The organism is Streptomyces sp. NBC_01506 (assembly GCF_045040295.1).
Classification (GTDB): domain Bacteria; phylum Actinomycetota; class Actinomycetes; order Streptomycetales; family Streptomycetaceae; genus Streptomyces.
The window spans coordinates 5541926-5565423 of record NZ_CP109422.1 but is presented as its reverse complement, the minus strand read 5'-3'; the positions used below and the strand labels follow the sequence as shown (position 1 = coordinate 5565423).

At 68.7% G+C, this 23498-nt stretch carries 24 protein-coding genes; 10 read left to right on the top strand and 14 right to left on the bottom strand.

Annotated elements, in window-relative coordinates:
* Positions 1–56: 56 nt before the first annotated feature.
* Positions 57–932: a helix-turn-helix domain-containing protein gene (locus OG329_RS24675; protein ID WP_405798142.1), complete on the bottom strand. Its 876-nt coding sequence runs from the start codon at positions 930–932 to the stop codon at positions 57–59.
* A 154-nt stretch (positions 933–1086) separates the two neighbouring features.
* On the opposite strand from OG329_RS24675, the gene OG329_RS24670 reads away from it, so the two are divergent.
* The 7 genes from OG329_RS24670 to OG329_RS24640 all read left to right on the top strand — a co-directional run bounded on the left by OG329_RS24670 (position 1087) and on the right by OG329_RS24640 (position 9666).
* Positions 1087–2463 carry an MFS transporter gene (locus OG329_RS24670; RefSeq protein WP_405798140.1) on the top strand — a complete coding sequence of 459 codons (1377 nt, stop codon included), beginning with the start codon at positions 1087–1089 and terminating at the stop codon, positions 2461–2463.
* Between the two features lie 342 nt (positions 2464–2805).
* A complete protein-coding gene (locus OG329_RS24665; protein ID WP_405798138.1) occupies positions 2806–4452 on the top strand; it encodes a hypothetical protein in 1647 nt (548 codons plus the stop codon).
* Positions 4453–5370: 918 nt separating this feature from the next.
* On the top strand, positions 5371–7587 hold the full coding sequence (locus OG329_RS24660; RefSeq protein ID WP_405798136.1) for an ATP-binding protein: 2217 nt from the start codon (positions 5371–5373) through the stop codon (positions 7585–7587).
* A 97-nt stretch (positions 7588–7684) separates the two neighbouring features.
* Positions 7685–8074, top strand: a complete 390-nt coding sequence (locus OG329_RS24655; protein ID WP_381797194.1) for a roadblock/LC7 domain-containing protein — start codon at positions 7685–7687, stop codon at positions 8072–8074.
* A gap of 2 nt (positions 8075–8076) precedes the next feature.
* A complete protein-coding gene (locus tag OG329_RS24650; protein WP_405798134.1) occupies positions 8077–8451 on the top strand; it encodes a DUF742 domain-containing protein in 375 nt (124 codons plus the stop codon).
* Positions 8441–9091 carry a GTP-binding protein gene (locus tag OG329_RS24645; protein ID WP_405798133.1) on the top strand — a complete coding sequence of 217 codons (651 nt, stop codon included), beginning with the start codon at positions 8441–8443 and terminating at the stop codon, positions 9089–9091. The genes OG329_RS24650 and OG329_RS24645 overlap by 11 nt, the downstream gene beginning before the upstream one ends.
* On the top strand, positions 9088–9666 hold the full coding sequence (locus tag OG329_RS24640) for a GAF domain-containing protein (protein ID WP_405798131.1): 579 nt from the start codon (positions 9088–9090) through the stop codon (positions 9664–9666). Before OG329_RS24645 ends, OG329_RS24640 begins: the two co-directional genes overlap by 4 nt.
* A gap of 85 nt (positions 9667–9751) precedes the next feature.
* Here the strand turns inward: OG329_RS24640 and OG329_RS24635 are convergent, their stop codons facing one another.
* The 7 genes from OG329_RS24635 to OG329_RS24605 all read right to left on the bottom strand — a co-directional run bounded on the left by OG329_RS24635 (position 9752) and on the right by OG329_RS24605 (position 15251).
* On the bottom strand, positions 9752–10969 hold the full coding sequence (locus OG329_RS24635; RefSeq protein WP_405798129.1) for an acyl-CoA dehydrogenase family protein: 1218 nt from the start codon (positions 10967–10969) through the stop codon (positions 9752–9754).
* 491 nt (positions 10970–11460) lie between these two features.
* Positions 11461–12516, bottom strand: coding sequence for a methyltransferase domain-containing protein (locus OG329_RS24630; RefSeq protein WP_405798127.1), 1056 nt, complete (start codon positions 12514–12516; stop codon positions 11461–11463).
* Between the two features lie 97 nt (positions 12517–12613).
* On the bottom strand, positions 12614–12781 hold the full coding sequence (locus OG329_RS24625; protein ID WP_405798126.1) for a hypothetical protein: 168 nt from the start codon (positions 12779–12781) through the stop codon (positions 12614–12616).
* Positions 12782–12867: 86 nt separating this feature from the next.
* Positions 12868–13716 carry a helix-turn-helix domain-containing protein gene (locus tag OG329_RS24620; protein ID WP_405798124.1) on the bottom strand — a complete coding sequence of 283 codons (849 nt, stop codon included), beginning with the start codon at positions 13714–13716 and terminating at the stop codon, positions 12868–12870.
* A gap of 25 nt (positions 13717–13741) precedes the next feature.
* Positions 13742–14266, bottom strand: coding sequence for a DUF6879 family protein (locus tag OG329_RS24615; protein WP_405798122.1), 525 nt, complete (start codon positions 14264–14266; stop codon positions 13742–13744).
* Positions 14238–14480 carry a hypothetical protein gene (locus tag OG329_RS24610; protein WP_405798120.1) on the bottom strand — a complete coding sequence of 81 codons (243 nt, stop codon included), beginning with the start codon at positions 14478–14480 and terminating at the stop codon, positions 14238–14240. The genes OG329_RS24615 and OG329_RS24610 overlap by 29 nt, the downstream gene beginning before the upstream one ends.
* Before the next feature lie 141 nt (positions 14481–14621).
* On the bottom strand, positions 14622–15251 hold the full coding sequence (locus OG329_RS24605; protein ID WP_405798118.1) for a TetR/AcrR family transcriptional regulator: 630 nt from the start codon (positions 15249–15251) through the stop codon (positions 14622–14624).
* Positions 15252–15300: 49 nt separating this feature from the next.
* On the opposite strand from OG329_RS24605, the gene OG329_RS24600 reads away from it, so the two are divergent.
* Both OG329_RS24600 and OG329_RS24595 read left to right on the top strand, forming a co-directional pair.
* Positions 15301–16230: an NADP-dependent oxidoreductase gene (locus OG329_RS24600; RefSeq protein ID WP_405798117.1), complete on the top strand. Its 930-nt coding sequence runs from the start codon at positions 15301–15303 to the stop codon at positions 16228–16230.
* A 279-nt stretch (positions 16231–16509) separates the two neighbouring features.
* Entirely contained in the window at positions 16510–17727 is a 1218-nt protein-coding gene (locus OG329_RS24595) for a methyltransferase domain-containing protein (protein WP_405798115.1), read from the top strand.
* A 55-nt stretch (positions 17728–17782) separates the two neighbouring features.
* On the opposite strand, the gene OG329_RS24590 is transcribed toward OG329_RS24595, so the two are convergent.
* The 6 genes from OG329_RS24590 to OG329_RS24565 form a co-directional block, all read right to left on the bottom strand.
* Positions 17783–18714, bottom strand: a protein-coding gene (locus OG329_RS24590) for an IS5 family transposase (protein ID WP_405798114.1) whose coding sequence is annotated in 2 segments (ribosomal slippage) — positions 17783–18298 and positions 18301–18714 — 930 coding nt in all. Because the reading frame shifts where the segments join, the coding sequence is not laid out codon by codon here.
* A gap of 53 nt (positions 18715–18767) precedes the next feature.
* A complete protein-coding gene (locus OG329_RS24585; protein WP_405798113.1) occupies positions 18768–19430 on the bottom strand; it encodes a phosphotransferase in 663 nt (220 codons plus the stop codon).
* A 248-nt stretch (positions 19431–19678) separates the two neighbouring features.
* A complete protein-coding gene (locus tag OG329_RS24580) occupies positions 19679–20425 on the bottom strand; it encodes an AAA family ATPase (protein WP_405798111.1) in 747 nt (248 codons plus the stop codon).
* A gap of 11 nt (positions 20426–20436) precedes the next feature.
* Complete coding sequence (locus OG329_RS24575; protein ID WP_405798110.1) at positions 20437–21369, bottom strand: radical SAM/SPASM domain-containing protein; 933 nt, start codon at positions 21367–21369, stop codon at positions 20437–20439.
* A 199-nt stretch (positions 21370–21568) separates the two neighbouring features.
* Positions 21569–21907 carry a hypothetical protein gene (locus tag OG329_RS24570; RefSeq protein ID WP_405798108.1) on the bottom strand — a complete coding sequence of 113 codons (339 nt, stop codon included), beginning with the start codon at positions 21905–21907 and terminating at the stop codon, positions 21569–21571.
* Positions 21904–22353 carry an ATP-binding protein gene (locus tag OG329_RS24565; RefSeq protein WP_405798107.1) on the bottom strand — a complete coding sequence of 150 codons (450 nt, stop codon included), beginning with the start codon at positions 22351–22353 and terminating at the stop codon, positions 21904–21906. The genes OG329_RS24570 and OG329_RS24565 overlap by 4 nt, the downstream gene beginning before the upstream one ends.
* Before the next feature lie 266 nt (positions 22354–22619).
* On the opposite strand from OG329_RS24565, the gene OG329_RS24560 reads away from it, so the two are divergent.
* Complete coding sequence (locus OG329_RS24560; RefSeq protein WP_405798106.1) at positions 22620–23495, top strand: helix-turn-helix domain-containing protein; 876 nt, start codon at positions 22620–22622, stop codon at positions 23493–23495.
* Positions 23496–23498: the final 3 nt, after the last annotated feature.

Here is a 23498-nt window from a genome sequence, read left to right as displayed (position 1 = left end):
TATCGCCTTACGGCCTTACCGCGCGGCGTCCTGGGCGGCCTGGAGCGTATCGCCGGTCAGGTCGGGGACGTGGGCGTGCGCGTGCCCCAACTCGTCAGCAGGCGAAGGCTGTCCGACGTCGGGGAGGAGGGGGGTGCGTGGTGGATCGTGAGCGTCTGCTCGGAGCCGTCCGGGAGTTGGAGGGTTTCGTACGACAGCGTCAGGGCGCCGGCCAGTGGGTGCTGGAGACGGGTCGTGCCGTGATGGTGTTCCGGGACGTCGTGGCGGGACCACAGGCGGCGGAAGTCCTCGCTCCTGGTGGCGAGTTCAGCCACCAGTGACAGCAGCCTCGGATCGTCCGGGCGGCAGCTCGCGTGCCGGCGCAGCGCGCCCACGGCGCCGGTCGCCTGTGTCTCCCAGTCCGTGAACAGACGGCGGGAGTCCGGCGACAGGAAGACGATTCGGGCCCAGTTCCGTTCACCCGGCGGCAGTCGGTCCCAGTCGCCGAAGACCGCCGCCGCCATGGCGTTCCACGCCAGCAGGTCCGAGCGCCAGCCCGTCACGTACGCCGGGACCCCGTCCATGGCGGTCAGCATCCGGCGCAGCGCCGGGCGCACCCGCTCCCGCGCGGGCAGGGGCGGCGCGTGTCTGTTCGTCCGGTGGCACTTGACCAGTTGGGTGAGGTGTTCGTGTTCGGCGGCCGTCAGGCGCAGGGCGCGGGAGAGCGCGCCCAGGACCTCCGCCGATACGTTGTGGCCCCGGCCCTGTTCGAGCCGGGTGAGGTACGCCATCGACACCCCGGCGAGCTGCGCCAGTTCCTCGCGCCGCAGGCCGGGGACCCGCCGGTACCTCCCGTACTCCGGCAGGCCCACGTCCCGCGGACTCAGCCGCGCGCGGCGGGTGCGCAGGAACGCGCCGATCTCGGCGTGAGGGTCGAATGCCCGGACGTTCATGGTGACGACGCTACGCCCGCCACGCGGTTTGATCCTGTCCCTGTCGGAAGCAGGAACAGCGCTGACCTGGCAGCTCCCCGGCCCCTCGGTGAGGCTCGCGGCATCCACCGCGAGTCATCCACCGCAAGTCATCCACTGTGAGGGGACACGTCTCATGTCAGGCACTTCGCGGCACCGGCCCGCGCGGCACTGGCCCGCCCGGCTCTGGGTCTCGCTGCTGATCTTCAGCGGGGTGATCCTGCTCGACGGTCTCGACATCTCGATGATCGTCGTCGCCCTCCCCGAAATCCAGAACGACCTCCATATGAGCACCGCCACCGCGCAGTGGCTGGTCGGCGCCTACATCCTGGCGTTCGGCAGCTTCCTGCTGCTCGGCGGGCGGGTCGCCGATCTGTTCGGCCGACGGCGGGTGCTGGTGCTCGCGATGGCCGCCTTCGCCGTCGTGTCGCTGTTCGGCGCGCTCGTCGACGACGGGGTGCCGCTGATCGTCTCGCGCTTCGTCAAGGGAATGGCGGCGGGCTTCGCCGCACCGGCCGCCATGTCGCTGCTCACCACGACCTTCGCCGAAGGCCCGGAGCGCAACAAGGCGTTCGGGATCTTCAACGTCTTCGAGGCGTCGGGCTACTCCTGCGGGCTGCTGGTCGGCGGGCTGCTCGCCGGGCTCGACTGGCGGGCCATTTTCGTCCTGCCCATCCCGCTCTCCGTACTCCTGCTGCTCGCCGCGCTGCGCTTCCTGCCGCCGGACCCGCCCCGTACCGAACGCCCACGGCTCGACATCGGCGGCGCCGTCACCCTGCTCGCCGGGATGCTGCTCCTCGTCTTCTCCGTGGTCTCGGCTGCCGAGGCCGGCTGGTCGTCGTGGCGCACGGTCGGCGGGATCGCCCTGTCCGGGCTGCTGCTGGCCGGATTCCTGGCGATCGAGCGCACGGTGAAGGAGCCGCTGATCCGGCTCGGCATCTTCCGCAACCGGGGGTTGGTGACCGCCAACATCAGCATCGCCCTGCTGTACGGGGGTGCCATGGGCTTCCAGTTCGTGCTGGCCCTGTACTTGCAGGACCTTCAGGGCTGGCGGCCGTGGCAGATGGCGCTCGTGCTGCTGCCGGCCGGGCTCATGGTGGTCGTCATCGGGCCCAAGCTCGGCGCGCTCATGAACAGATTCGGCGTACGGAAGGTGCTGCTGGCCGGGTTGGTGGCCTTTCTGCCCAGCTATCTGCTTCTTCTGCGCGTCGGTCCCGAGCCGGATCTGTGGACGGTCCTGCTGCCCGCCTCGCTGCTGTGGGGCGTGGGCTTCGCGCTCAGCATCGCGACGCTGATGGTCGCGGGCACCAGCGGGGTGCCCGACGAGGAACAGGGGCTCGCCGCGGGCATGCTCAACAGCTCGCTCCAGGTCGGCGGCGCCATCGGGCTCGCCGTCGTCACGGCGGCGATCGCGCCCGGCACGGAGTTGGCCATGCTCCGGCCGGGGCTGGTGATCATCGTGGCGTTCGGGGTCCTGACGCTGCTGGCCCAAGTGACGCCGAAGTGGAACTGAGACGGCGGACGGGGAGAGTGGAGAGACTGGCGCGACGGAGCGCGAAAGAACACGGAAGCGGAACTGACCGCGCGAGCGGCGAGGGCGGCGCCGCGATGGCCGAGCAGATCCGCACCACCTCCCAACTGCGGTAATAGGAAGCACTGTTGACTAACCGTCGATCCTCTGCCCAGGGTTCTGCTGGACAGCGGCGCGCACTCGGAGTGATCATGTGTCTGCCGAGACGCCAGAATTGGCATTCGAGACCGTGCGTTCAACACCGTGAGGATGAGTCCGCTGGATGGCATTTCCGCTTCGACTATCTGACCGCACCGTTCCGTTTGCCCGAGGAGGGCTCGGCTCGTGACCCGTGACGAGAACGAGTATCCGGTCGAGCGGCACCCGGTCCAACACCCCGTCGGGAGAGCGACCGACCGCACGGCCGACCGCACCACCGATCGCACGGCCGACCGCACCACCGATCGCACGCCCGACCGCACAGCGGGCTCCGCCGAACAGCGCCCGCCGACCCTGCTCCGCGTGCTGCTCGAACGGCTCAACTGGGCCAAGTTCGCCGTCTTCGACGTACAGTTCAGCCTCGCCGCCCGCCGGGCCGCCAAGGAGTACGGCAACAGCCGCGTCGGCAACGTCTCCGTCTCCCGCATCACCTTCAAGCGGTGGCTCGCCGGTACGCAGTCCCCCCAGGGCGACGCGGCGACCGTCCTGGCGTACATGCTCGGCGTCGAGGTGGACCTGCTGCTCCAGCGCGTGCCCAGCCGCGAGGTGGTGCCCGCGCGGCTGCCGCACGGATCGTCGCTCGCCACCGCCCGCTCGATGGACGCCCTGTGGTCCAGCTCCTCCCTCTCCCCCTCCGAGGCCGCGGCCGGCACGGGCGGGCTCTGGTATCTCGACGGTCTGCGGATCTTCGACGGTACGGCGGTGCCCGTCCAGATGTACGAGGCGACCTCCCAGGACGACGTCGTGCTGATCGCCGTGGAGGAGAATCCGCATCTACGCGCGTTCGTGCAGCCCGCGCGGCGGGCCCTGCTGCTCGCCTCGCTCGGCGGGAGCGGCGGCGAGGGGCTGTTCGTGCTCGACTCCGCCCGCGCGCGCTACCAGTTGGACGCCGATCCTCGCGGGACGCTGCCGATACCGAAGCCGTACCGGCTGGACGATCTGACCTTCGGTGTCCTGTGGGCGATGCTCAACCTGGAGGACAGCCTCCTCGCGGACGATCACATTCTCGACAGTGAACGGCAGGAGCTGGAGAGCCATTTAGCGATGCCCCGCTCGGCCGTGGCACGTTCGGCGATGCCCGAGCTGTCCCGGGTGGGAGCGGCCTGGCTGGGCTCGTACTTCTGCGCGCTGCACATCGACCGTCATCTCGGCGAGGTGACCGAACCGCCTTTCTTCTGGACGCGTGAGCAGACGGGTGAGGAAGGCGCGGCGTGGCTTTTCTTCCGGCACAAGCACGAGCACCTCACGCGTGCGGCGGCGCGGCGCGGTGATCCGTCCGTACGGCCGGGGCACGCATTCTGCATACCGGAGAAGTCCGTCAAGGAGAGCGAGCCCTACGAGCGGATCCTGCTGTTTCTCACCATCGCCCTGATGGAGATGCACGGACTGTCCGTGTGGATCTGTGCCGAGGAGGAGTACTCGCAGATCGACGAATTCGTCCTGGCACCCGACGACCGGGTGATCGTGGCCAACTGGCTGCGTTCGGACGGTATTTGGCGTGTCGGCATTACGGATCAGCGCTCCCAGGTCCGTACGTACACCCAGGCGATCGACCATGCCCGCGCACGCAGCGTGATCGAGGGACCCACCTCGGCGCACCGACTGCGGTCCCTGGCAGACTATTTGGCGATCGACTGGCCCTGGCTGCTGCGCCGTTGCCAGGAGTTGGGTGCGTACGGCAGCTCCGGCATGCTCCGGCCGCGCAGCCGGCTGCTGAGCATGGACCAACTGGACGAGGTCCTGCGCTTCGTCGGCGAGCTCGATCCGAAGTGATGCCGGGGCCGGCTCGGGCGCCGCTGACGCCGGGAGCCGAAGGGTCACCCGGAGCAGAAGCGCCACCCGGACCCGAAGCGTCGCTCGGACCCGATGCCTCGTGCCGAACTCGAAGCTCGCGTCGGACTCGAAACTCGCGTCGGTCTCGACCGGCGCTCGATTCGGAGTGATCCGCGTCACGGTCAACCACGCGCAAATCAAGCGTCACTGACGGATATTCACCGTCGCACTCACCAGTTCTCCGCGTTGTGAAGATCCCGCAGGATTGAAGTGCCTTGCCACTGGGCAGAGTTGGGTTGAGGATGACGATGCGCGCTTTGAGAGGTTGTTCCTCAAGCCATGCTCAAGTTCTCGTCATGAGCGACCCTCATACCGATCGCCGCGTACCGCGAAATCGATCGTTTGGCGGTCGTATCTCAGTGATGCCCCGCGCACGCACTCTCTGCGTTCGGGCCAATAGCCGCTTTTGCGTGGTTCACATTGTGAAGCCCCTGGGATCAAGCGACCGTTGAACGACCCCTTCCGGCCGTGGCGGCGAACGCGCCCACGCACCAAGCTTGATATGGCTCTTAATGACGCTGGCATGTGCCTGTCCCGTTCCAACTGCCCGTCTGTGAAGGCTCCTTAAACCCATGGTCCGCTCCCTCATGCCCGCTCCGCCGGCCCGGATGTATCGGCCGGCTGACGCGGCAGCTCCCGAGGGCGGCGGCCGGGACGGTGAGCCCGCGGCCCCCACCCCGACGGCACGCGCCCGAACGGCACACGCCACACCGGCACTCGCCACATCGGCCCACGCCATATCGGCATTCGCCCCGACGGCATACGCCTCAACGGCCCACGCCCCAGGAGCCCCAAGCCGGCACCGAAGCGCGGCCCCTTCACCTTCATCCGCCGGTCCCCGTCGTACCGAGGACATTTATGCCTGAACTCTCTCCGCACGCCGCCCCCGCCGACCGTCGCAACGGTCGGCGGCGCGGTCGTTCCGCTCGGCACACCCAGAACCCCGGGAACACGGCCCAGGGCCACGCCCAGGCTCCCGCCAAGGCCAACCGGAATCTGGCCACCGAGAAGGGTCTGCGTTCGCGGATCCGTTTTCTCGTCCTGCTGCCGGTGGCCTCGATCGTGGTGCTCGGCGCCGGCGCGGCGGCCATGTGGCACTTCGTCGGGAACGACGTGGCGACCTGGTCCGTCATCGGCGCCGCCGCCGTCCTCGCCCTGGTCGCGACGGTCGCCGCCACCCGTAAGGCCGCCACCGTCTCCACCGCCGTGCACGAGCAGCGGGTCACGAACGCCACCTCCGCCCGCCAGTGGGTCGAGCGGTTCGAGTCCGTGACCACCGAGGGCCAGCGGAGCATCGCCCAACTGCTGGAGCAGATCAGCCGCGGCGAGCGGCCCCAGCTCCCGGACACGGCGCCCCCGGCGGTCGGCCAGGGCAATCCGTTCGCGGATCTCGAGCACACCCTGCGCCTGGCGCAGCACCAGGCGCTGGCCGCCGTCGCCGAGGCGGGCGCGCGCCAGCAGGTGGACGTGTTCGTCAACATCGCCCAGCGCCTGCACGCGCTGGTCAACCGCGCGCTGGCCCGGCTGGACGATCTGGAGAGCGAGGTCGAGGACCCGGACCTGCTCGGCGGTCTGTTCGGCGTCGACCACCTCGTCACCCAGTTCCGCCGCCAGGTGGAGAGCCTGGCCGTGATGGGCGGCGCGGTCCCCCGCCGTATCAACAAGCCCGTCCCGCTGCCCACGGTGCTGCGCCAGGGGGTCGCCGAGATCGAGCAGTACGCGCGTGTACGTGTCATCCAGCCGCCCGAGGGCACGCTGCCCGGCTACGCGGCGGCCGAGGTCATCCATCTGCTGGCCGAACTCGTCGAGAACGCGGCCCGGTTCTCCGCCCCGGAGACCCAGGTGACGCTGCGCGCCGAGCGCGTCCCGGCCGGTCTCGCGATCGAGATCGACGACCGCGGGCTGCCGATGGCGCCCGACAAGCTGGAGCGGATGAACCGGCTGCTCACCAGGCCGGACCAGTTCGACATCCGCGAGCAGTTGGAGGACGGCCGGATCGGTCTGTTCGTGGTGGCGCAGATCGCGCGCAGGCACGACATCGACGTCGCGCTGCGCCGCAACATCTACGGCGGCACGCAGGCCATCGTCGTCCTGCCGAGCGCGCTGCTCGACGCCGCCCCGCCGCCGCCCGTCCAGCGGCAGGCGCCGGCGCCGGACGCGGAGCAGGAGCGGCGGGCGGAGCACGCGCAGCGTACGGAGCCGTCCCCCGAGCCCTCGTCGGGCGCGGCGTGGACGCATCCGCAGTCGCACCCCCAGTCCCACCCGCAGTCCCACCCGCAGCAGGCGCCGGGCCAGGTACCGAACCAGGTACCGGGCCAGATACCCCAGCAGTCCCCGTACCAACAGCCGTACCAGGTCCCCCAGTCGACGTCCGACCACCGCAGCCCCCTGCCCGCCGAGGCCGGCGCCCGCGCCTCCCGCGGCGGTCGCGGGACGCACGGTGAGACGTCGACGCCCGTACGCCGCATCGGCTCGCCCACGGCGCACGCGGCGGCGGCAGCCGCCGCGACGGCGACGGCTTCTGCCGGGTCCGGGTCCGGGTCCACCACCGGTGAGGTCCCGCTCCCCCAGCGGCAGCCCACCGCGTACGGCGCGAGCAACGGCCACACCGGCGGCGGACACGCAGGCGGTCTGAACGGTGGCCTCAACGGCGGCCTCAACGCGACGGCCCACAGCGGCTCCCACCAGAGCCAGGGCCCGAGCCAGAGCACCAGCCCCAGCCCGCTCCCGAACGCCGGTCACACCGGCGGCGGCCGGCCCTCCGCCACCGCCTACCCCGACTCCGGCCAATCCAGTGCCGGCCGCTCCACCACCGGCTCTGCCGACGTCACACCCCCCGAGGTCCCCCGATCCACCCAGACCTCACCCCCCAGCGACGCCACCGCTTCCCCCGGTCGTCGGCCTATCCTCCCCCGGCGGAGCGAGACGTACCGCGGACCGGAGTTCCCGCGGCTCGCCGACGCCGACCGGGAGGTCGTCGCCCCGAATCCGGATCTGATGGCTCGTTTCGCCTCGGGCATCAGGCTCGCCAGCTCGGAAGACGGCCCCCAGGGGCCCCCCGACCAGACGAGCTGACGCTGACGCTGCCCGCGGCGGTCGCCCAACCACTTACGGAGTCACTCTCTTGCCAAACGAAGGTTTTTCGGCCCAGCAGCCCGATCTGGACTGGTTGATGGCCGATTTCATCAGGCGCGTGCCGGGTACCGAAGGCGCCGTCCTGGCTTCCAGTGACGGAGTGCGCAAGCATTCCTACGGTCTGAGCATCGACTCGGCGGACAAGCTGAGCGCGATCAGCACCGCGCTGTGCTCCCTGGCCGGCGGCGTCCGTGACATCAAGGGTCCCGCCGACGGCAGGGTCAGGCAGGTGGTGGTCGAGCACGACAACGGGCTGCTTTTCGTGTCCATGGCCGGCCCGGGGGCCGTGCTGGGTGTCCTGGCCTCCGACAGCGCCGATCTCGGTGCCGTCGGTTTCGAGATGGGGCAGCTCGTCAAGAGCGTGCCCGAACACCTCAGTACGCCCCCGCGGCTGCGGCAATCCTCCATCGACGACCGGGTGCACTGATCATGGCGGCTTTAGACGGCACCCCCTGGGTGGACGACGACGAGCACGAGGTTCGTCCGTACGCCCTGACGGGTGGGCGAACGCGGCCCACGAACGAGATGAGTCTGTCGTCCCTCCTCAAGGCACGGGCCACGGCACCGGAGGGCTACCTCAGTCCGGAGGCGGCGCACGCTCTCGCGCTGTGCCGCGGCGAGGCGCGGTCGGTCGCGGAGGTCGCCGCCACCTTGGGCCAGCCGGTCCAGGTGGCCAAGATCCTGCTCTCCGACCTGCTGGACGCCGGTGCGCTGATCATGGCGATGCCCACGAGAACGGCCGACCCGAAAGACCCGAATCTGCTGGAGGCAGTTCTTGAGGGGCTACGAACCTATGTCGTCTGACGATCCCATCGCGCTGAAGATCGTGGTCGGCGGCGGCTTCGGCGTCGGCAAGACGACCATGATCGGATCGGTCAGCGAGATCAAGCCGCTGTCCACGGAAGAGACCCTGACGTCGGCGAGCAGCGGCACGGGCACCGATCGGCTGGAGGGCATAGAGAACAAGGCCACCACCACGGTCGCCCTGGACTTCGGCCGGATCACGCTCCAGAAGCAGAACATGGTGCTGCTGCTGTTCGGCACCCCGGGACAGCAGCGGTTCTGGTTCACCTGGGACGATCTGTCGCTGGGCGCCATCGGCGCGGTCGTCCTGGCCGACACCCGACGGCTGCTGGACTGCTTCGCGGCCGTCGAGTACTTCGAGAGCCGCGAGGTGCCCTTCGTCGTCGCCGTCAACGAGTTCGACGCGGACGACGCCTACCGCTACAGCTCGGAAGAGGTCCGCGAAGCGCTCGAACTCAGGTCTGACGTACCGGTGTTGCTCTGCGACGCGCGTGACCCGGCGTCGGCGAAGCACGTACTGGTCTCACTCGTCAGTTACGCGCACGCGGTCTCGCTCCGCCGCGCGCGGGAGCGGGCCGTCCAGGCCCCGCCCGCCGCACCACCCCTTCAGCACTCCAGCGATCTGGGAGCCACCTCATGACGTACGACACCGAAGCGGGCCTGCATCTCCCCGCGCCCGACGCGGACTTGGCGGGGCGCGAGGCCCGGCTGCGTGAACTGGGTATCGGGGACATGCCCGACGCCGAGTTCGACGCGTTCGCGACACAGCTCGCGCAGGCGGCGGGCGCGCCGTACGCGATGGTCAACTTCATCACCGGCCACCAGTTCTTCGCCGGTCTGCACACGCCGTCCGCCCCCCAGTCGGGCGCGGGCGGTCCGGAGACGGGCGGCGCCCCCGAGGTGAGCCGGATCATGTCCCGGGATCACGGGTACTGCCCGGACGTGCTCAACCGCCGTAAGGCGCTGGTACTTCCGGACGTGTACGCGTATCCGCGGTTCGCCTCGAACGAGGTGGTGGACCTGATCGGTATCCGTACGTACGCGGGCGCCCCGCTCATCGACGAGCGCACGGACACGGTGCTGGGCACGGTCTGCTTCGTGGGTACGGACCCGCGTGGCAAGGAGACGGGCCGCGACACCCTTCAGCTCATCAAGGAGAGCCGCGACGAGCTGATGCGGATGATCTACCAGCGCACGGGTGGCGGCCCGCGCTGAACCGTGTGTCCGGCGACCGGCTCGCCGGGCGGGCGTTGTACGTACGTGTGTACGTACAACGCCCGCCCGCCCGCCGAAGCCCGGTTCAGCCGACAGCGGCTCCCACGCCCACTCCCGCGCCCGCACCCGCGTGGGCGGCCAGTCTGCGTGACCAGTCGCCCTTCGCGGTGCCCAGCGCCGTCTCCGCCAGCCGCTGGAGCTGGATGTCGGACGTGCCGGCCGGGGCGAAGATGTGGAACGCGTCGCGCGTGTAGCGCTCGATGGGGCGGTCCGCCGAGAGGCCGATGGCCGCGTGGACCTCCATGGCGGTACGGGCGGAGTCCATCGCCGACTCGACGTTCACCATCTTGGCGTTCATCAACTCGGCGTCGCACGTGAGCCCTTGGTCGAGCAGATGCACCGCGTGATACGCCGTCAGCCGCGCCGTCATGAACGCCGACTGCATCTTCCCCAACTTCTGCTTGATCGTGGGGAGTTCGGACAGCGGCGCGCCGTAGCGATGGCGGGCGGTGGCGAACGCGACCGTCTCCTCCAGGATCGCCCGGTGGATGCCCAGCGCGACGGCGGTGAGGTTGGCCCGCCCGTAGAGGACGCTCGACGAGTACGCGACGGGCAGCCCGTCGCCCTCGTCGCCCAGCAGATTGGCCGCGGGCACCCGGCAGTTGTCGAAGATCAGCTCGCCGAAGGAGAAGCCGTGCAGCCCCATGGCGGGCCGGTGCGGGGCCAGCGAGAAGCCGGGGCGGTCCGCCTCCACCAGGAAGGCGGAGAGGCCCTTGCTGCCCGGCCCGGTGCGCACGACGACGCCGTGCAGATCGCCGACGTGCGAGTTGCCGACGAACACCTTGGATCCGTTGAGGATGTAGTCGTCACCGTCGCGGTGGGCGGTCGCCTCCATGCCCAGTACGTGGCCTCCCGAGCCCGCCTCGGTCACGGCGATGGTCGGCAGACAGCCGCCGGCCGCGATCTCCGGGAGCCAGGTCTTCTTCTGACTGTCGCTGCCGAAGTGAATGATCTTCGCGACGCCGAGCTGGGATGCCTGCACCATGGCACCCATGGCTCCACTGACCCGCGACAACTCTTCAATAATGACGGTCTTGGCAACGTGTCCGGCGCCCATGCCGCCGTACGCGGGATCGATGGTGACGCCCAGCCAGCCCTGCCAGGCGATGAGCTGTGACAGCTCGTGCTGGACGGCCTTGGACGCCTCCATCTCGGGTATTCGGGGACGGACCTCGGCCTCGGCGAATGCGCGGACCTGGGCCCTGAGACGTTCATGGAATTCCGTGGTGAAATAGCCACTCATGCGCCTGTACAGCCCTCTCGAATGAGACATCTGTCAACTGTCAACATGGTCAGAACTGATCGGTGCTCTCAGATAGGTCAACGGAACCGGAACTCGCCATACCGGCGGCAGGCGCTCCTCCACAGTGACGATTTCCCGCTCTCGTTGCAGCACCGCACCGGGGTCGTTTGTGGATCGTTTGCTGCGATGACTACACCCCGTGTCCGCCTGACTCAGTGCCAATCCGGCCTTTCTCACGTTTTGGCCGACATGGCCCGGCGCACCATCCGAACGGCAAACGACCCCCGTGGGACCCATGAACGACCGTGTTCGACGGCATGAAATGCGCCAAGCGACGTTTGCGGGCTATTCGGGCATGGTTCGGGCACTCTGTGAGCCCGCACGGGCACGGTGAGACACGACGCCGATCGCACGGGGCCGGGCGCCGAACGCCACCGCCCGGCCGGCGCAAACCCCTCCGTCGAACCCGGGCCTTGGTCGCCGTGCCGGGCTCAGACGGCCCAGGAGTCACCCGGATCGTCGAGCCAGACGCGCTGTCCGGCCTCACTGACCGTCAGTCCGAAACGCTCGAAGCCGGGCCGGTCGTGGCGCTCCCACCATCCGTAAGCCCGCTCGACCTCGTCCCACAGCCTGCGGGGCCCGCACTGCACGACCTCGAACTCCGTGTCGCCCGGCACATGGTCGGCGCTGGCCCAGGACGCGGTGTCGGCACCGTAGAGCCACAGCGTGTACGCGCCGCCCTCATACCTCTCCGCCCGCCAGAACGCGGCGGGCACCCGAAGCCCGATGACGAACTGCGCGAGCCAGCTACCGGTTTCGGCGGGAGAGAGGGACGTGGTGCCTCGCTCCCCGTCGGCGGGCCACGGCTTCCCTCTCAGATATGCCTCGAACGGGGGCCGGTGGGTGCGTTGTTGCCGCAGTCGCATGAACGCGGAAGGGCGCGTGAACGTGCCGCTCGCCACCCCGCCGCCGACGACGGTCAGTCGGGCGATCGCCTCACCGCCGTACGTGGTTCCCCAGGGAGCGACGACCATTCCACCGTCCGCCGTCCGGCGGATCCAGGAGTACGGCACCTCCCCGACCGAGCAGGTGGCGATGGTCCGCGTGTACGGAGCGCCCCCGGCATGCCCGAGCCGGCCGTCGCCGACCACGACCAGGGGACTCAGCCGGGCGCGGCGCAGGTTCTCGCGGGCCGTCCGGGCGATGTCGGGGTCGTACTCGACGCTGACGACGTTCGCGTCGCCGAGGCGATGCGCGAGCAGCCCTGCGTTCCACCCGGTACCCGTGCCGATCTCGAGCACCCGGTCCCCGTCACGTACCCCGAGGTCCGCGAGCATCGCGAACACCATGCGGGGCATGGAGTTGGAGCTGGTGGGCTGGGTGCCGAGACCGTCGCCCCGATGCTGTCCGTCGTCCCACTGCGTCGTCAGAGGAATGTCGGAGTACACCGCCGCCCGCCACGCCCCGGGATCCTCGTCGCGGGAAACCAGAGCCTTCTGGCGGGTCCCGTCGGCGATGCCGGGCCAGATCCGTTCAGGGATGAACAACTCCCGGGGCACAGCTTCGAAGGCGGGCAGTCAGTCGTCCGTCAGCGCGTCCGCCCGGACGAGCGCGGAGGCGAGCCCCTGGGGACCCGCCTCCTCCTTACGCGTGGTCATCGCTCCTCTGCTTACCGGTAGCCGGGCCGGAGCCGTCGCTGGTGTTTCCGCCCTCGTCGGAGCCGCCTCCGCCGTGCCCGGCACCGCTGTTGGAGTCGTCCTGCTGGCTTCCGCCCTGTCCGTCACCGGTGCCTCCGCCGTGCTGTCCACCCATGACAATCTCCTCCTGTGAGTTGTGTTCTTGAGGCTAGAAGCGGCTGAACGCCAACGGCCAGGAAGTTGCAGACGATTGCAGACGAATCACTGGAGAGTGCCGATCGCCGCTCGGACCAGCGCCCGCGCATCGTCGCCGTACACGGCCATCTTGGCCAGTTCGGCGAACGCCCTTGCGTACGTGGCGATTTCACTGGGCTGCGTCACGGTGACCTTCGCGGTCAACAGCTCCACGTGCACCCGCTCGTCATCGAACATGGTGAAGGTCTCTTGTCCCCACATGCCACGGGTGGCCGTGCGTGGAATGACCCCCAAGGAGACGGACGGCAGCGCCATGACGGCAAGCAGATGGGCAAGTTGGGTGGACATGGCGACGGCGCCGCCGTAGCGGAAGTGGAGCACGTCCTCTTCCATGATCAGAGCGAAGCGCCGCCCGCCCTCCCGGACCACATGAGAGCGCGCGACGCGCGCCGCCGCGGCCTCGGCCGAATCGTCGGGCAGCCCCCGGAACGCGGCGATGTTGGCCAGCAGGGCGCGGGCGTACTCCTCGGTCTGGAGCACACCTGGTACAACCCGGGAGGAGTAGACGCGGAAGTGTCGTGTCCGCTCGTACAACGGTACGTACGACTCCTGGAGCCTGCGAAGCCCCGTGCGTTGCAGCCGCTTCCACTCGACGTACATGGACACGGCCGTACGGTTCGCGGTCACCAGATCGACCGCCTGGTCCTCCGCGCCACAGGCGCGGCACCAGGCTCGGATGTCGTCGTCCGAAGGCCCCGTCTTCGCGTTCTCCAGACGTGAGGACTTGGCCGGGTGCCAGCCGCACAGCGTGGCTACGTCGCGGCCGCTCAACCCGGCATCGAGCCGCAGTTCTCGCAGACGTGCTGCCAGCGCCGCGCGCGCGGCCTGTGCGCTGGAGGACGGTGAGGTGTGCACGAACGGAGGTCCAGAGATCCGAAAGTCAGGTTGTGAAGTCGTCGTGCGGGATCCCTCGTTGCCACACCGCCTCGAACGCCGAAGCGCAGAGCGCCACCACTGCGGCTTCGTCGGTGACCTCGGGCCCCGCGGACGCCCCGTCACCGGTGAAGTGATTGAACCGCACGGTCCGGCCGTCGAACAGCCAGAAGTCATTGCCGGGCAGCGTGATGTCCGACGCCTGCCGTCGTGGCAGCCAGCGAACCGACTCCCCGGCCTCGATGTTCAGCGCCGTCCCCTCGTACTCGAATCGGATGTACTCGGATACCGGCTCCGACACGATTCGGGCACGCCGTACCGCTACCCCGCGGCCAACTGTCTCCCTTACGAGACTCAACCAGCCCCGCCGCCGCCCCGATCGGTCATGCCGACTGCTGTCGTCGCCGCCCCGCCACGCCTCGAACTCCGCCGCCTCGGCGGCGATGCCGTACACGTCGCGCATCTCCAGGTGCACGGCGGACCGTCGGCAGTCGCTCAGCATCTCAGCGAAGCTCGGTACGTTCTGCGGCATCACATGCCTCTCTGATGAGCGGCACCAACCGTGCCGGAATACGGATGACCGCCTCAGTCTCCGGGATACGGCCAACCGTCAGGCACTCTGCCTCAGTTCGGCTGTCGGCCTTCCATCCCTGGAGTACGAGATCGGCATTCTGGTCGTCCACCCACACCGTTGGACATTCATCGCCATCGGTGTCGGGGTCCTTGCCGAAGAAGAGTAGCGACATGATCGCCTCCGCAGTCGTACGAATACACAGCGTCACATGACCATGGCCTTCAGGGCCTGTCGCGTCAAGATGCGCCTCGAACGCCGCTCGAAGCCGGAGCCGGCTCCGGACGGCAGCAGTGCCCCTGCCCCTGAGAGTCCGCTAGAACATCACCCTCAGCGGCATCCGAACCGCCGGGGGCAGCGGCGGGACGGCCGCCGGCTCGGCCCGCATGCCCTGGAGAAGCAGCGCGGCGAAACGGCGGGAGGCCGCCGCCGCCGCGGCCGGCGAGGTGGTCCGGATACCGGTGTTGGCCATGAGCACCATGACCAGGTCCTCCAGGACGAAGTCCGGGCGCAGCTTGCCCGCCGCCTTGGCCCGGCGGGCGAGTTCGGCGAGATCGGCCAGTGCCTGGTCCCGGTTCGTGGCGAAGTCGACCGCGTGCGGGAAGGCCGCGACGAACGCGGCGGCGAAACCCCGGTCCCGCGCGTGCATCTCGCAGGCTGTCTCGATCACCCGGCAGAAGCCGCGCCAGGGGTCCGGATCGGCCAGCCCCTCGTCCACGAGGGCGGTGCAGGTCGCCATCTGCTCGGTGAAGACCTCGGTGACCAGCGCCTCCTTGGTCGGAAAGTGCCGGTAGACGGTCGCGGGGCCGACCCCTGCGCGCCGCGCGATCTCGCGCATCGCCACGTCCAGCCCGTGCTCGGCGAACGTCGTACGGGCCACGGCGAGGATGCGCTCCCGGTTGTCCCGGGCGTCGGAGCGCGGGGAGTGAGGCAATTGGTTCGTCACCGCTCTCACTTTAGCTAAACGGACGGGGTGTTCCGTTAGCGTCCGAACCATGAAAGCACTCCAATTCTCCGCATACGGTCCCGCAGACGTTCTCGAGGTCGCCGATGTGCCCGAACCGCACCCCGGACCGGGCCAGATCCGGGTGGCCGTACGGGCCTCGGGCATCACTCCCGCCGACTGGTACACGCGCTCGGGCCGCTTCCGCGACATGATCCCGCTGCGCCTGCCCCATGTGCTCGGTGTGGACGCCGCGGGTGTGGTCGACGAGGTCGGCGCCGGGGTCTTCGACGTACGGCCGGGTGACGCGGTCTTCGGCCTGGTCGACCTCGCGAAGCACGGCGGCGCGACCGCCGAGTACGCCGTCCTGGCGCACTGGGCGCCGAAGCCGGACGCGCTGAGCTGGGAGCAGGCCGGCGGCGCCGCCGGGAACGTCGAGACCGCCACGCGTGTCCTCGACCGGCTGAAGGTGGGCCCCGGCATGACCCTGCTCATCGAGGGCGCGGCCGGCGGCGCGGGCACGGTCGCCATCCAGCTCGCGGTGGCACGCGGCGCGACCGTCATCGGTACCGCCGGCGCCCGCAACCACGAGTTCGTCACGGGCCTGGGCGCGACACCGACCACCTACGGCCCCGGCTTGGCCGAGCGGGTCACCGCGCTGGCACCGGGCGGAGTCGACGCCGTCCTGGACTTCGCCGGATCCGGCTCGCTGCCCGATCTGGTGAACCTCGCCGGAAGCCCGGACCGGGTGGTGACCATCGCCGACATGGGGGCGGAGAAGTACGGGGTCCACCTGTCCCGCTCGGCGGGCCCCGGAGCGGACCCGACGGCGACGCACGGCCTGGCCGAGGCCGCCGCCCTCGCCGAACAGGGCCGCTTCACCGTGCCGCTCGCGGCCACCTTCACCATCGAGGAGGGGAGGGCGGCGCACGAGCTGAGCGAGACGGGCCATGCCCGGGGCAAGATCGTCTTCACCTTCTAGACCTTCTGGCGCGGGGTGGTGCGGTGCTGTGGCGAGAGTTCGCCAATGCCTCAACTCGGCGGTCGCGGACTGCTTCACTGACAAGTGAGCTGACATAGCTGTCGCTCACTCGACATCGTTCGAAGACGCGGGGGAGACACTGATGAGAGTTGGGCCGACGTGCTGGAACAGCGATAACGGGGACGACGAGAAAGACAATCTGCCGGGTCAGCCCTGGACTCCGCCCCCACCGCCGCCTCCGGACGGTGGATCACCGGACGGTGATGGGCAGCACCGAAAGTGACACTCGGGTCCGACAGGGAGAGCCGTGCCGGTGATGAACTGGCGCGGCAACTCCTCGACATGGGGATCCTGCCGCCCGAATGGGCGGCAACACTCAGGGCCGTACCGCGATCGCGGTTCCTGCCCGATCTCTTCTGGGCGTACGACATGGCGACCGGCCGCAGTGAGCCCCTGTCCAGGAGCGACGACCCCGGCGGCTGGGAACTTGCCGCTTACAGGGACATCCCGTTGGTCACCCAGTGGGACGACGGGCAGCACACCGGCACCCGGCCGGGGACCGTGGGGACCAGTTCCGCGAGTATGCCGTCGGTCGTCGTGTCCATGCTGCGGGACCTGGACGTGAGCGACGGTACGCGGGTGCTCGAAGTGGGCACCGGTACCGGCTGGAACGCCGGACTTCTCGCCCATCGTCTCGGCAGCGACCAGGTGGTCAGCGTCGAGATCGACGCCACAGTCGCGGCGCGCGCCTCGGACGCGTTGGCCCGTGCCGAACTCAACCCGCGCGTGGTCGTGGGGGAAGGCGCCGACGGCTGGCCGGCCGGGGCACCGTACGACCGCGTGATCGTCACGGCAGGCGTACGGCGCCTTCCGGCGGCGTGGCTGGAGCAGACGCGGCCGGGCGGGATCATCCTCGCCCCCTGGGGCACCCACTACAGCAACCAGGACGCGTTGGTCCGGCTGACCGTGAACGAGGACGGCCGGGCCGCCGGGCCCTTCCTGCGCATGGTCGAGTTCATGAAGCTACGGGATCAACGCCTCGACTGGGACCTGTTCCGCGAGCACGTCCAGGCGTTCCCCGGCGACGCCCAGGTGTCCCGAACTCCGTTCACCCTGGCGGATCTTGGCGATCGTTACGACACGTCGTACTTCGTCACGGGCCTGTGCGTGCCCGAGTGCGCCCATGCCGTCAACATGGGCGCTTCGGACGGATCGGGCGAAGCGGGTGGCGCCAAGGCATGGTTCTTCGACTTCCTCAGCCGCTCATGGGCGGCCGTCGTCTTCGCCGCCGATACGCCGCACGCCACCGTGTACCAGTCGGGCCCCCGCCACCTCTGGAACGAAGTGGAGCGGGCCCTCACCTGGTGGATCGAGAACGGACGGCCCGACCTCGACCGGTTCGGCCTGAGCGTGGACCGGGACGGGGGCACTCGCCCGTGGCTGGACGATCCGTCGAACTTCCTGCCGTTCAGCAACCGCGCCACAGGGCCGCGATGATCGAGCCGCCGACAGCGGTGACAGAGATGACAGCGCCTAGGACTTGTCCGGTCGATCATGTTCGGAGCCAGATGGTGAGGGCGGCGGCGGTTGCGGTGCCGAGGTAGACGTAACGGCGTTTGTCGTAGCGCGTGGCGACCGCCCGGTGCTGCTTCAGCCGGTTGATGGCCCGTTCGACGGTGTTGCGTTTCTTGTACCGCTCTTCGTCGAAGCCCGGTGGCCTTCCGCCACGTGAGCCTTTGCGCAGGCGGGCGGCCTGGCTGTCGGTCTTCTCCGGGATCGTGTGCCGGATACCCCGGCGCCGCAGATACTCGCGGCAGGGGCCGTTGCTGTAGGCCCTGTCCGCCGCGACGCTGTCCGGCTTCCTGCGGGGCCTGCCCGGGCCGGACTTCGGGACGCGGATCTTCTCGAGCACCGGTTTGAACTGAGTGCAGTCCGCCCGCTGACCTGGGGTGACGATCAGGGACAGCGGGCGGCAGTAACCGTCCGCGCTCAGGTGAATCTTGGTGGTGAACCCGCCGCGTGAGCGGCCCAGGCCCTCACCTCCCGCACCACCTCCACCAGGCGGGCGTGCAGACTCTGCCACGCGGTTTCGCCCTGGTGTTCTGGAACTTCGCCCCCCTTTAAGACGAGTGCCGGCGGCGGGTCGGTGCGGGCGCCGGCCGCGTGCTGATGCGCCCGCACGATGGTGGAGTCGACCGAGATGTCCCAGTCAATTTCACCCGCCGCGTCGGCGGCGGCCTGGACCTGCTGGAGCAGACGCTCCCATGTCCCGTCGCCCGACCACAGCCGGTGCCGTTCATAGACGGTCTTCCACGGGCCGAACCGTTCGGGCAGGTCACGCCACTGAACACCGGTCCGGACCCGGTGCAGGATCCCGTCGATCACCTGCCGATGGTCCCGCCACCTGCCACAACGCCCGTTGCTGACCGGCAGGAACGGCCGCAGCCGTTCCCACTCAGCATCACTCAGATCACCCCGCCCCATGTCCACATCAACGACCTGGGCCGGGAATAGTCACATGATCGACCGGACAAGTCCTAGTCGGCGGGCATGTGCAGGAGTTTCGAAGACAGGGTTCGGACAGGTGCCACGAGTTCGGGGTGATCACCGAGTTCCGCGCGGTGCAGCAGGCGGGCGGCGACGTAGAGCTGTGCGCTGCGCCCATCGGGAGTGTCGAGCACAGGGAAGTGGCGAACGACCTTCTCGGCGAGTTCGGGGGCGGTCAGGCTGTAGCAGTAGAGCGTGGCGGCGTCCGTACCGGCAGGGCCCGAGCCCCACAGTTCCCAGTCGAGGATGGCCAAGGGGGTAAGGAGATTGGCCCAGTGCAGATCGCCGTGCACGGTCTCCCAACGCTGAATCCCGATTTCGGCATCAGGGCCGAAGGCGGCCCGGACGCGCCGGTCGACTTTGGCCTGATCGGTGCTTACGCGCTCGGTGGGGGTGTCGGCGAGGACACGGAGAGCGTCGTTGAGGCCCTGCCACCAGCCCTCGGAGGGGTCAAGGCCCGGCCGGGCGGTATCGGTGGGCGAACACGGTGTGCCGGGCACGAACGTCATCACCTCGGCGCGCTGGCGGCGCCACTCACCTTCAGCCCACTCGTGCACGTCGAGCACGCGCGGTTTCGGCACCCCGTGTACGTCGTTGGCGTCGACGTTTCCCGTCCAGCCGTGGCCCTGCGCCCACTGGGTCTGTTCCGACACAACGCGTAGCCAGTAACGTCCGCGTCGTCGTTCCGCGAGTGCGCTGATGGAACGGTCACGCCAGCCGAACACCGGACGGCCTGCGAGAGCGAGACCGAAATGCGCGGCGGCGTGGTCCAGATTTCCCCGCATCCAGACACGGAATCGACGGTCGGCCTCGGCCGGCTCGGCGACTTCGGCCTGCTCCGTGACATGAGGTCCTGTGGCGCCCGGTTCTCCAGGGTCCGTGGCACCCGATTCCGTGGCGTTCATTGGACGATGTGGCGCAGATAGGCGTCTGGACTGTGCAGGTATCGGCGCCAATGGTCGACCAGTTCCAGCTCTCCCCACTTCACCCGTCCGAATCCCTCGTCGCCGACCTCGACAATGTCGGCGCCGGGGGTGCCGGCGAGGACGGGCGAATGGGTGGCACAGATCACCTGCGCGCCGGACTGACCCAACTGGTGCATCAGACCGACGAGTTGAAGGCAGGAGGTAAAGGAAAGCGCTGCCTCCGGCTCGTCCATCACGTAGAACCCCGGGGCATCGAACATGGCCCGGAACATGGTGAGAAAACCCTCGCCATGGCTCATGGCACTGGTGTCCTCGGCCCAGTAGCCAGGCACGCCACCCAGGTTCTCGGTCATGTCGAACGCCGTCTCCGCCCGGAGGAAGAACCCCTTCTTGGCCCGGCGGGGCCCGGCGAGCATCCGAGCACCCGCGCGGGTGGTATCGGCGCGCAGTACCTCTCCCAGAGGTGTCTTGGTCGGATCGGGCCGTCCTCGGAGCCGTGCCAGCCGTCCGCCGGACGCATCAAGCTTGAAACTCTCGGCGATCGCCTCCACCAGGGTGGACTTCCCCGAGCCGTTGTCCCCGACCAGGAAGGTGACCGGGTGAGTGAAGGTGAGCCCGTCCTTGAGAAGTTGGGCAACAGCGGGCACGTTGAACGGCCACTGCCCCCGCTCGGTACGGTCGGGGGCCAGCGCATCCGGTACGAACACCCGGTCGACGAACACGGAGCTCCTAGCTAGTCGTAATTCGGCCGGCAGCCGCCGTTGGGAGAGCAGGGGCCTGCCCCCGTCGGCCAGCACGAGGGGTTACAGGCCGGCCCGCACGACGGCCCGCATCGCGGATCGCACAGCTCCTCACCCTCGCCTTCGCCGTCGCCTTTTCCTTTGCCCATACCGGCTGTCGCAGGCTTCCGTGTGGCGAAGTCCGCCTCCAGATCGGCCCGTGTCTGCCGGGCCTCCGGGCTCGACAGAATATCGACAAGTTCCCTGTCGAGCACGTTCCCGACAGGCAGCCATCGGGAGAAAACGCAGGGCCACACCGCACCGTCCGGGGATACGGCGATCACTCCGGACATACAACGGCCGCATAGCTGCGACGTGTCCGGCTCCCGCTCGCGTACTCCCCGCCCGACCTGACGCAATCGGTCCGTGCCGACGTTACGGATACCGAGATCGGTGAGCTCACTGTGGGCGCCGACCACCCGCTGCCCCGGCTGTAAATCGATGATCCCTGCCCGGATGGGGATGCTTCGGCGGACGGCCTCAGCGATATCGGCTCTCGTTCGTGCGTAGCTCGGTCGCCCGGTAATGGCGGCGTGCTCCGCCGAGTCGTCCGAGTAGTAGCTGGTGGCCAATGACACGCCGGGCCGCTCCAGGACGGGCCACATGCCGGCCGGCACGTGCACGAGGTTGGAGAACACTTCCACTCGGAGACCGCAGTGAAGCGCCCACTCAATGAGAGCCGACAACTCGGGGTGAAGCATCGGCTCCCCACCGATGAACTGAACCATGGTCGCGCCTGCGGAGGCGAGCTGCTCGATCACTCGGCGCCAGTCGTCGGACTCCATCGTTCCATGGGTGCCGCGAGGTCCGGAGTCCGCGTAGCAGTGGGCACATTCCAATTGGCACTTGCCGGTGATCTCCAGCCAGGCGAAATTGACTCCGGTCATGAGATTCCCCTCAGGTGAGTACGGCGGGCGGATCTCGGAACTACGGAATGCGGCCTCACCATCACCCTCGCGATCGCGGAGCGAAGGTGAATCGGCGCGGCTCGCAGCGCCGTTCAGCAACCGCGCCACAGGGCCGCGATGATCGAGCCGCCGACAGCGGTGACCGAGATGAGGTAGAGGGCTTGGGCTTTGGCGTTGCTCACTGATCCGATTCCTTTTCCTTGTGGAGGTCGGCGAACGAGCGCGTGGTCTCGGCCAGCGCGCGCATCAGCTCGTACGCGTGCAGAGACGGAGTGGTCGCGTCGAAGCTGTCGCAGAGGGCGAGCAGTCGGTAGGCGTCCCTGTGCAGCGCGAGTACTCGCGGGGCGTCGGCGTCCCCGTCGTACGCGCACAGCAGGAGTTGCAGATGCCCGCGCAGCTTGAGCGCGGTGACGTCCACCCAGGTGCGCTCGGGTAAGGGCAGTTGGAAGACAAGGGCCTCGGTGACCGTGCGGGAGATGGTCGCGAAGTCGATGGGGCGGTGGCGGTTGGGAGTCACGAGGCGCGCACCTCCCGCGCGGCGACGGTGCACCAGGTACAGGTCCCACGCCGGCCCCACGCGCGAGCCAGCGCGGCGACGAGCAGTATTCCCCGGCCCGTCTCGTCGTCGGCTTCCGGGTTACGGACCTCGATCGGTACGGAGCGGCCGTCATCGACTTCGATCAGCACATCGCTGCTCCGGTCGTACGAAATCGAGAACCGGACACGGTCGGTACGGCCGTGCACCACGGCATTGGTAACGATCTCGCTGACGAGGAGCTGCGCGATCTCGACCGCGTCCTGGTCGATGCCGCCCTCCCGCAGGAGCGTGCCGGTGATGCAGCGCAGATGCGCGACGCGGCGGGTGTGGGGGCGGAACGAGATGCTGAGGCGGACGGTGTCGCCGCCGTCCCGTATGTCGACTGCGGTGGGTGGTGGTGGGGTGGGAGTTGCGCTACGCGTCATGGGGGGCATCGGGAGTCCTTGTCGCTCAATCTCCATGCTCACGCAATGCGTTGAAGTGACTGCGTTGGGTGAGTTCCGGGTATAGCCTCGCATCGGGGCGACAGCCCCGGAAGTGTTCTGGTGGAAATGCGCGAGCAAGTTCTGGCGCGAATTCCTGCTCCTGGGCAGGTCGTTCGCCAGGGGCCGACGACTCCCGCTCACACGCAGAACGTTCCTCGCGGAAGCGAAGTACGTCCCAGGGCGGCGCCCGGGAAGGAGAGCGGATGATGACGGACACGCAGGCGGCGACACCCACGATGTGTCGCTTGCAGCTCGGTAGTGAGCTGCGCCGGATTCGAATCAAGCGAGGGCTGACATCAACTCAGGTTGTGAGGAAGCTCCTTTGGAGCCCTTCCAAGCTCACCCGGCTGGAGACGGGGGACAACGCGACGGTCGAACCCTCCGACATCATGGCGCTCTGCCAGGTCTACGGCGTTGACGAGGCGACGGCCGAACAGCTCAAGGAGTATGCGGCTGTCACGAAGACGAAGCGCGAATGGTGGCAGTCGACGCAGTTTCGCCCGATCATCGGTCCCGGCCCCAAGGCGTTCCTTGGCCTGGAATCCTCGGCCGCTGCCCTGCACGCCTACAACTCGGAGTACGTTCCCGGTCTGTTCCAGACTGCGGACTACGTGCGGGTGCTCCACCGGCATGCCCACGGAGGACGCGCAGATGAAGACATCGACCGTATGGTCGAATTGAGGCTGAGGCGACAGAAGGTTCTTCGCCGGGATCCCCCACTGAAGTTCGCTGTAGTCGTCAACGAAGCGGTGCTGCTCCGGCAAGTAGGGAGCCGTTCAGTGATGAAGGCGCAGCTAGCTCAAATGATCGAGGCCGCCGCCGAGCCGAACGTCAAGGTCCAGGTTGTGCCCTTCAAAGCTGGTGTTCATCGCTCAATGAACGGAGCGTTCACCACTTTTCGCTTCCTGGACGACCTCGCTCTGAAGCCCATTGTGCACTTGGAGCATTTGGCCGACCACTGGGTGCTCCGGCGCAGCGTTGATGTGGAGCTGTATGAGGACGCCTTCAACGAGTTGCAAGCCCTGTCCCCGGGGCCGCAGGAGTCTCTAGGCATGATCGAGAACGCAATGAAGGAGCTTTGATTC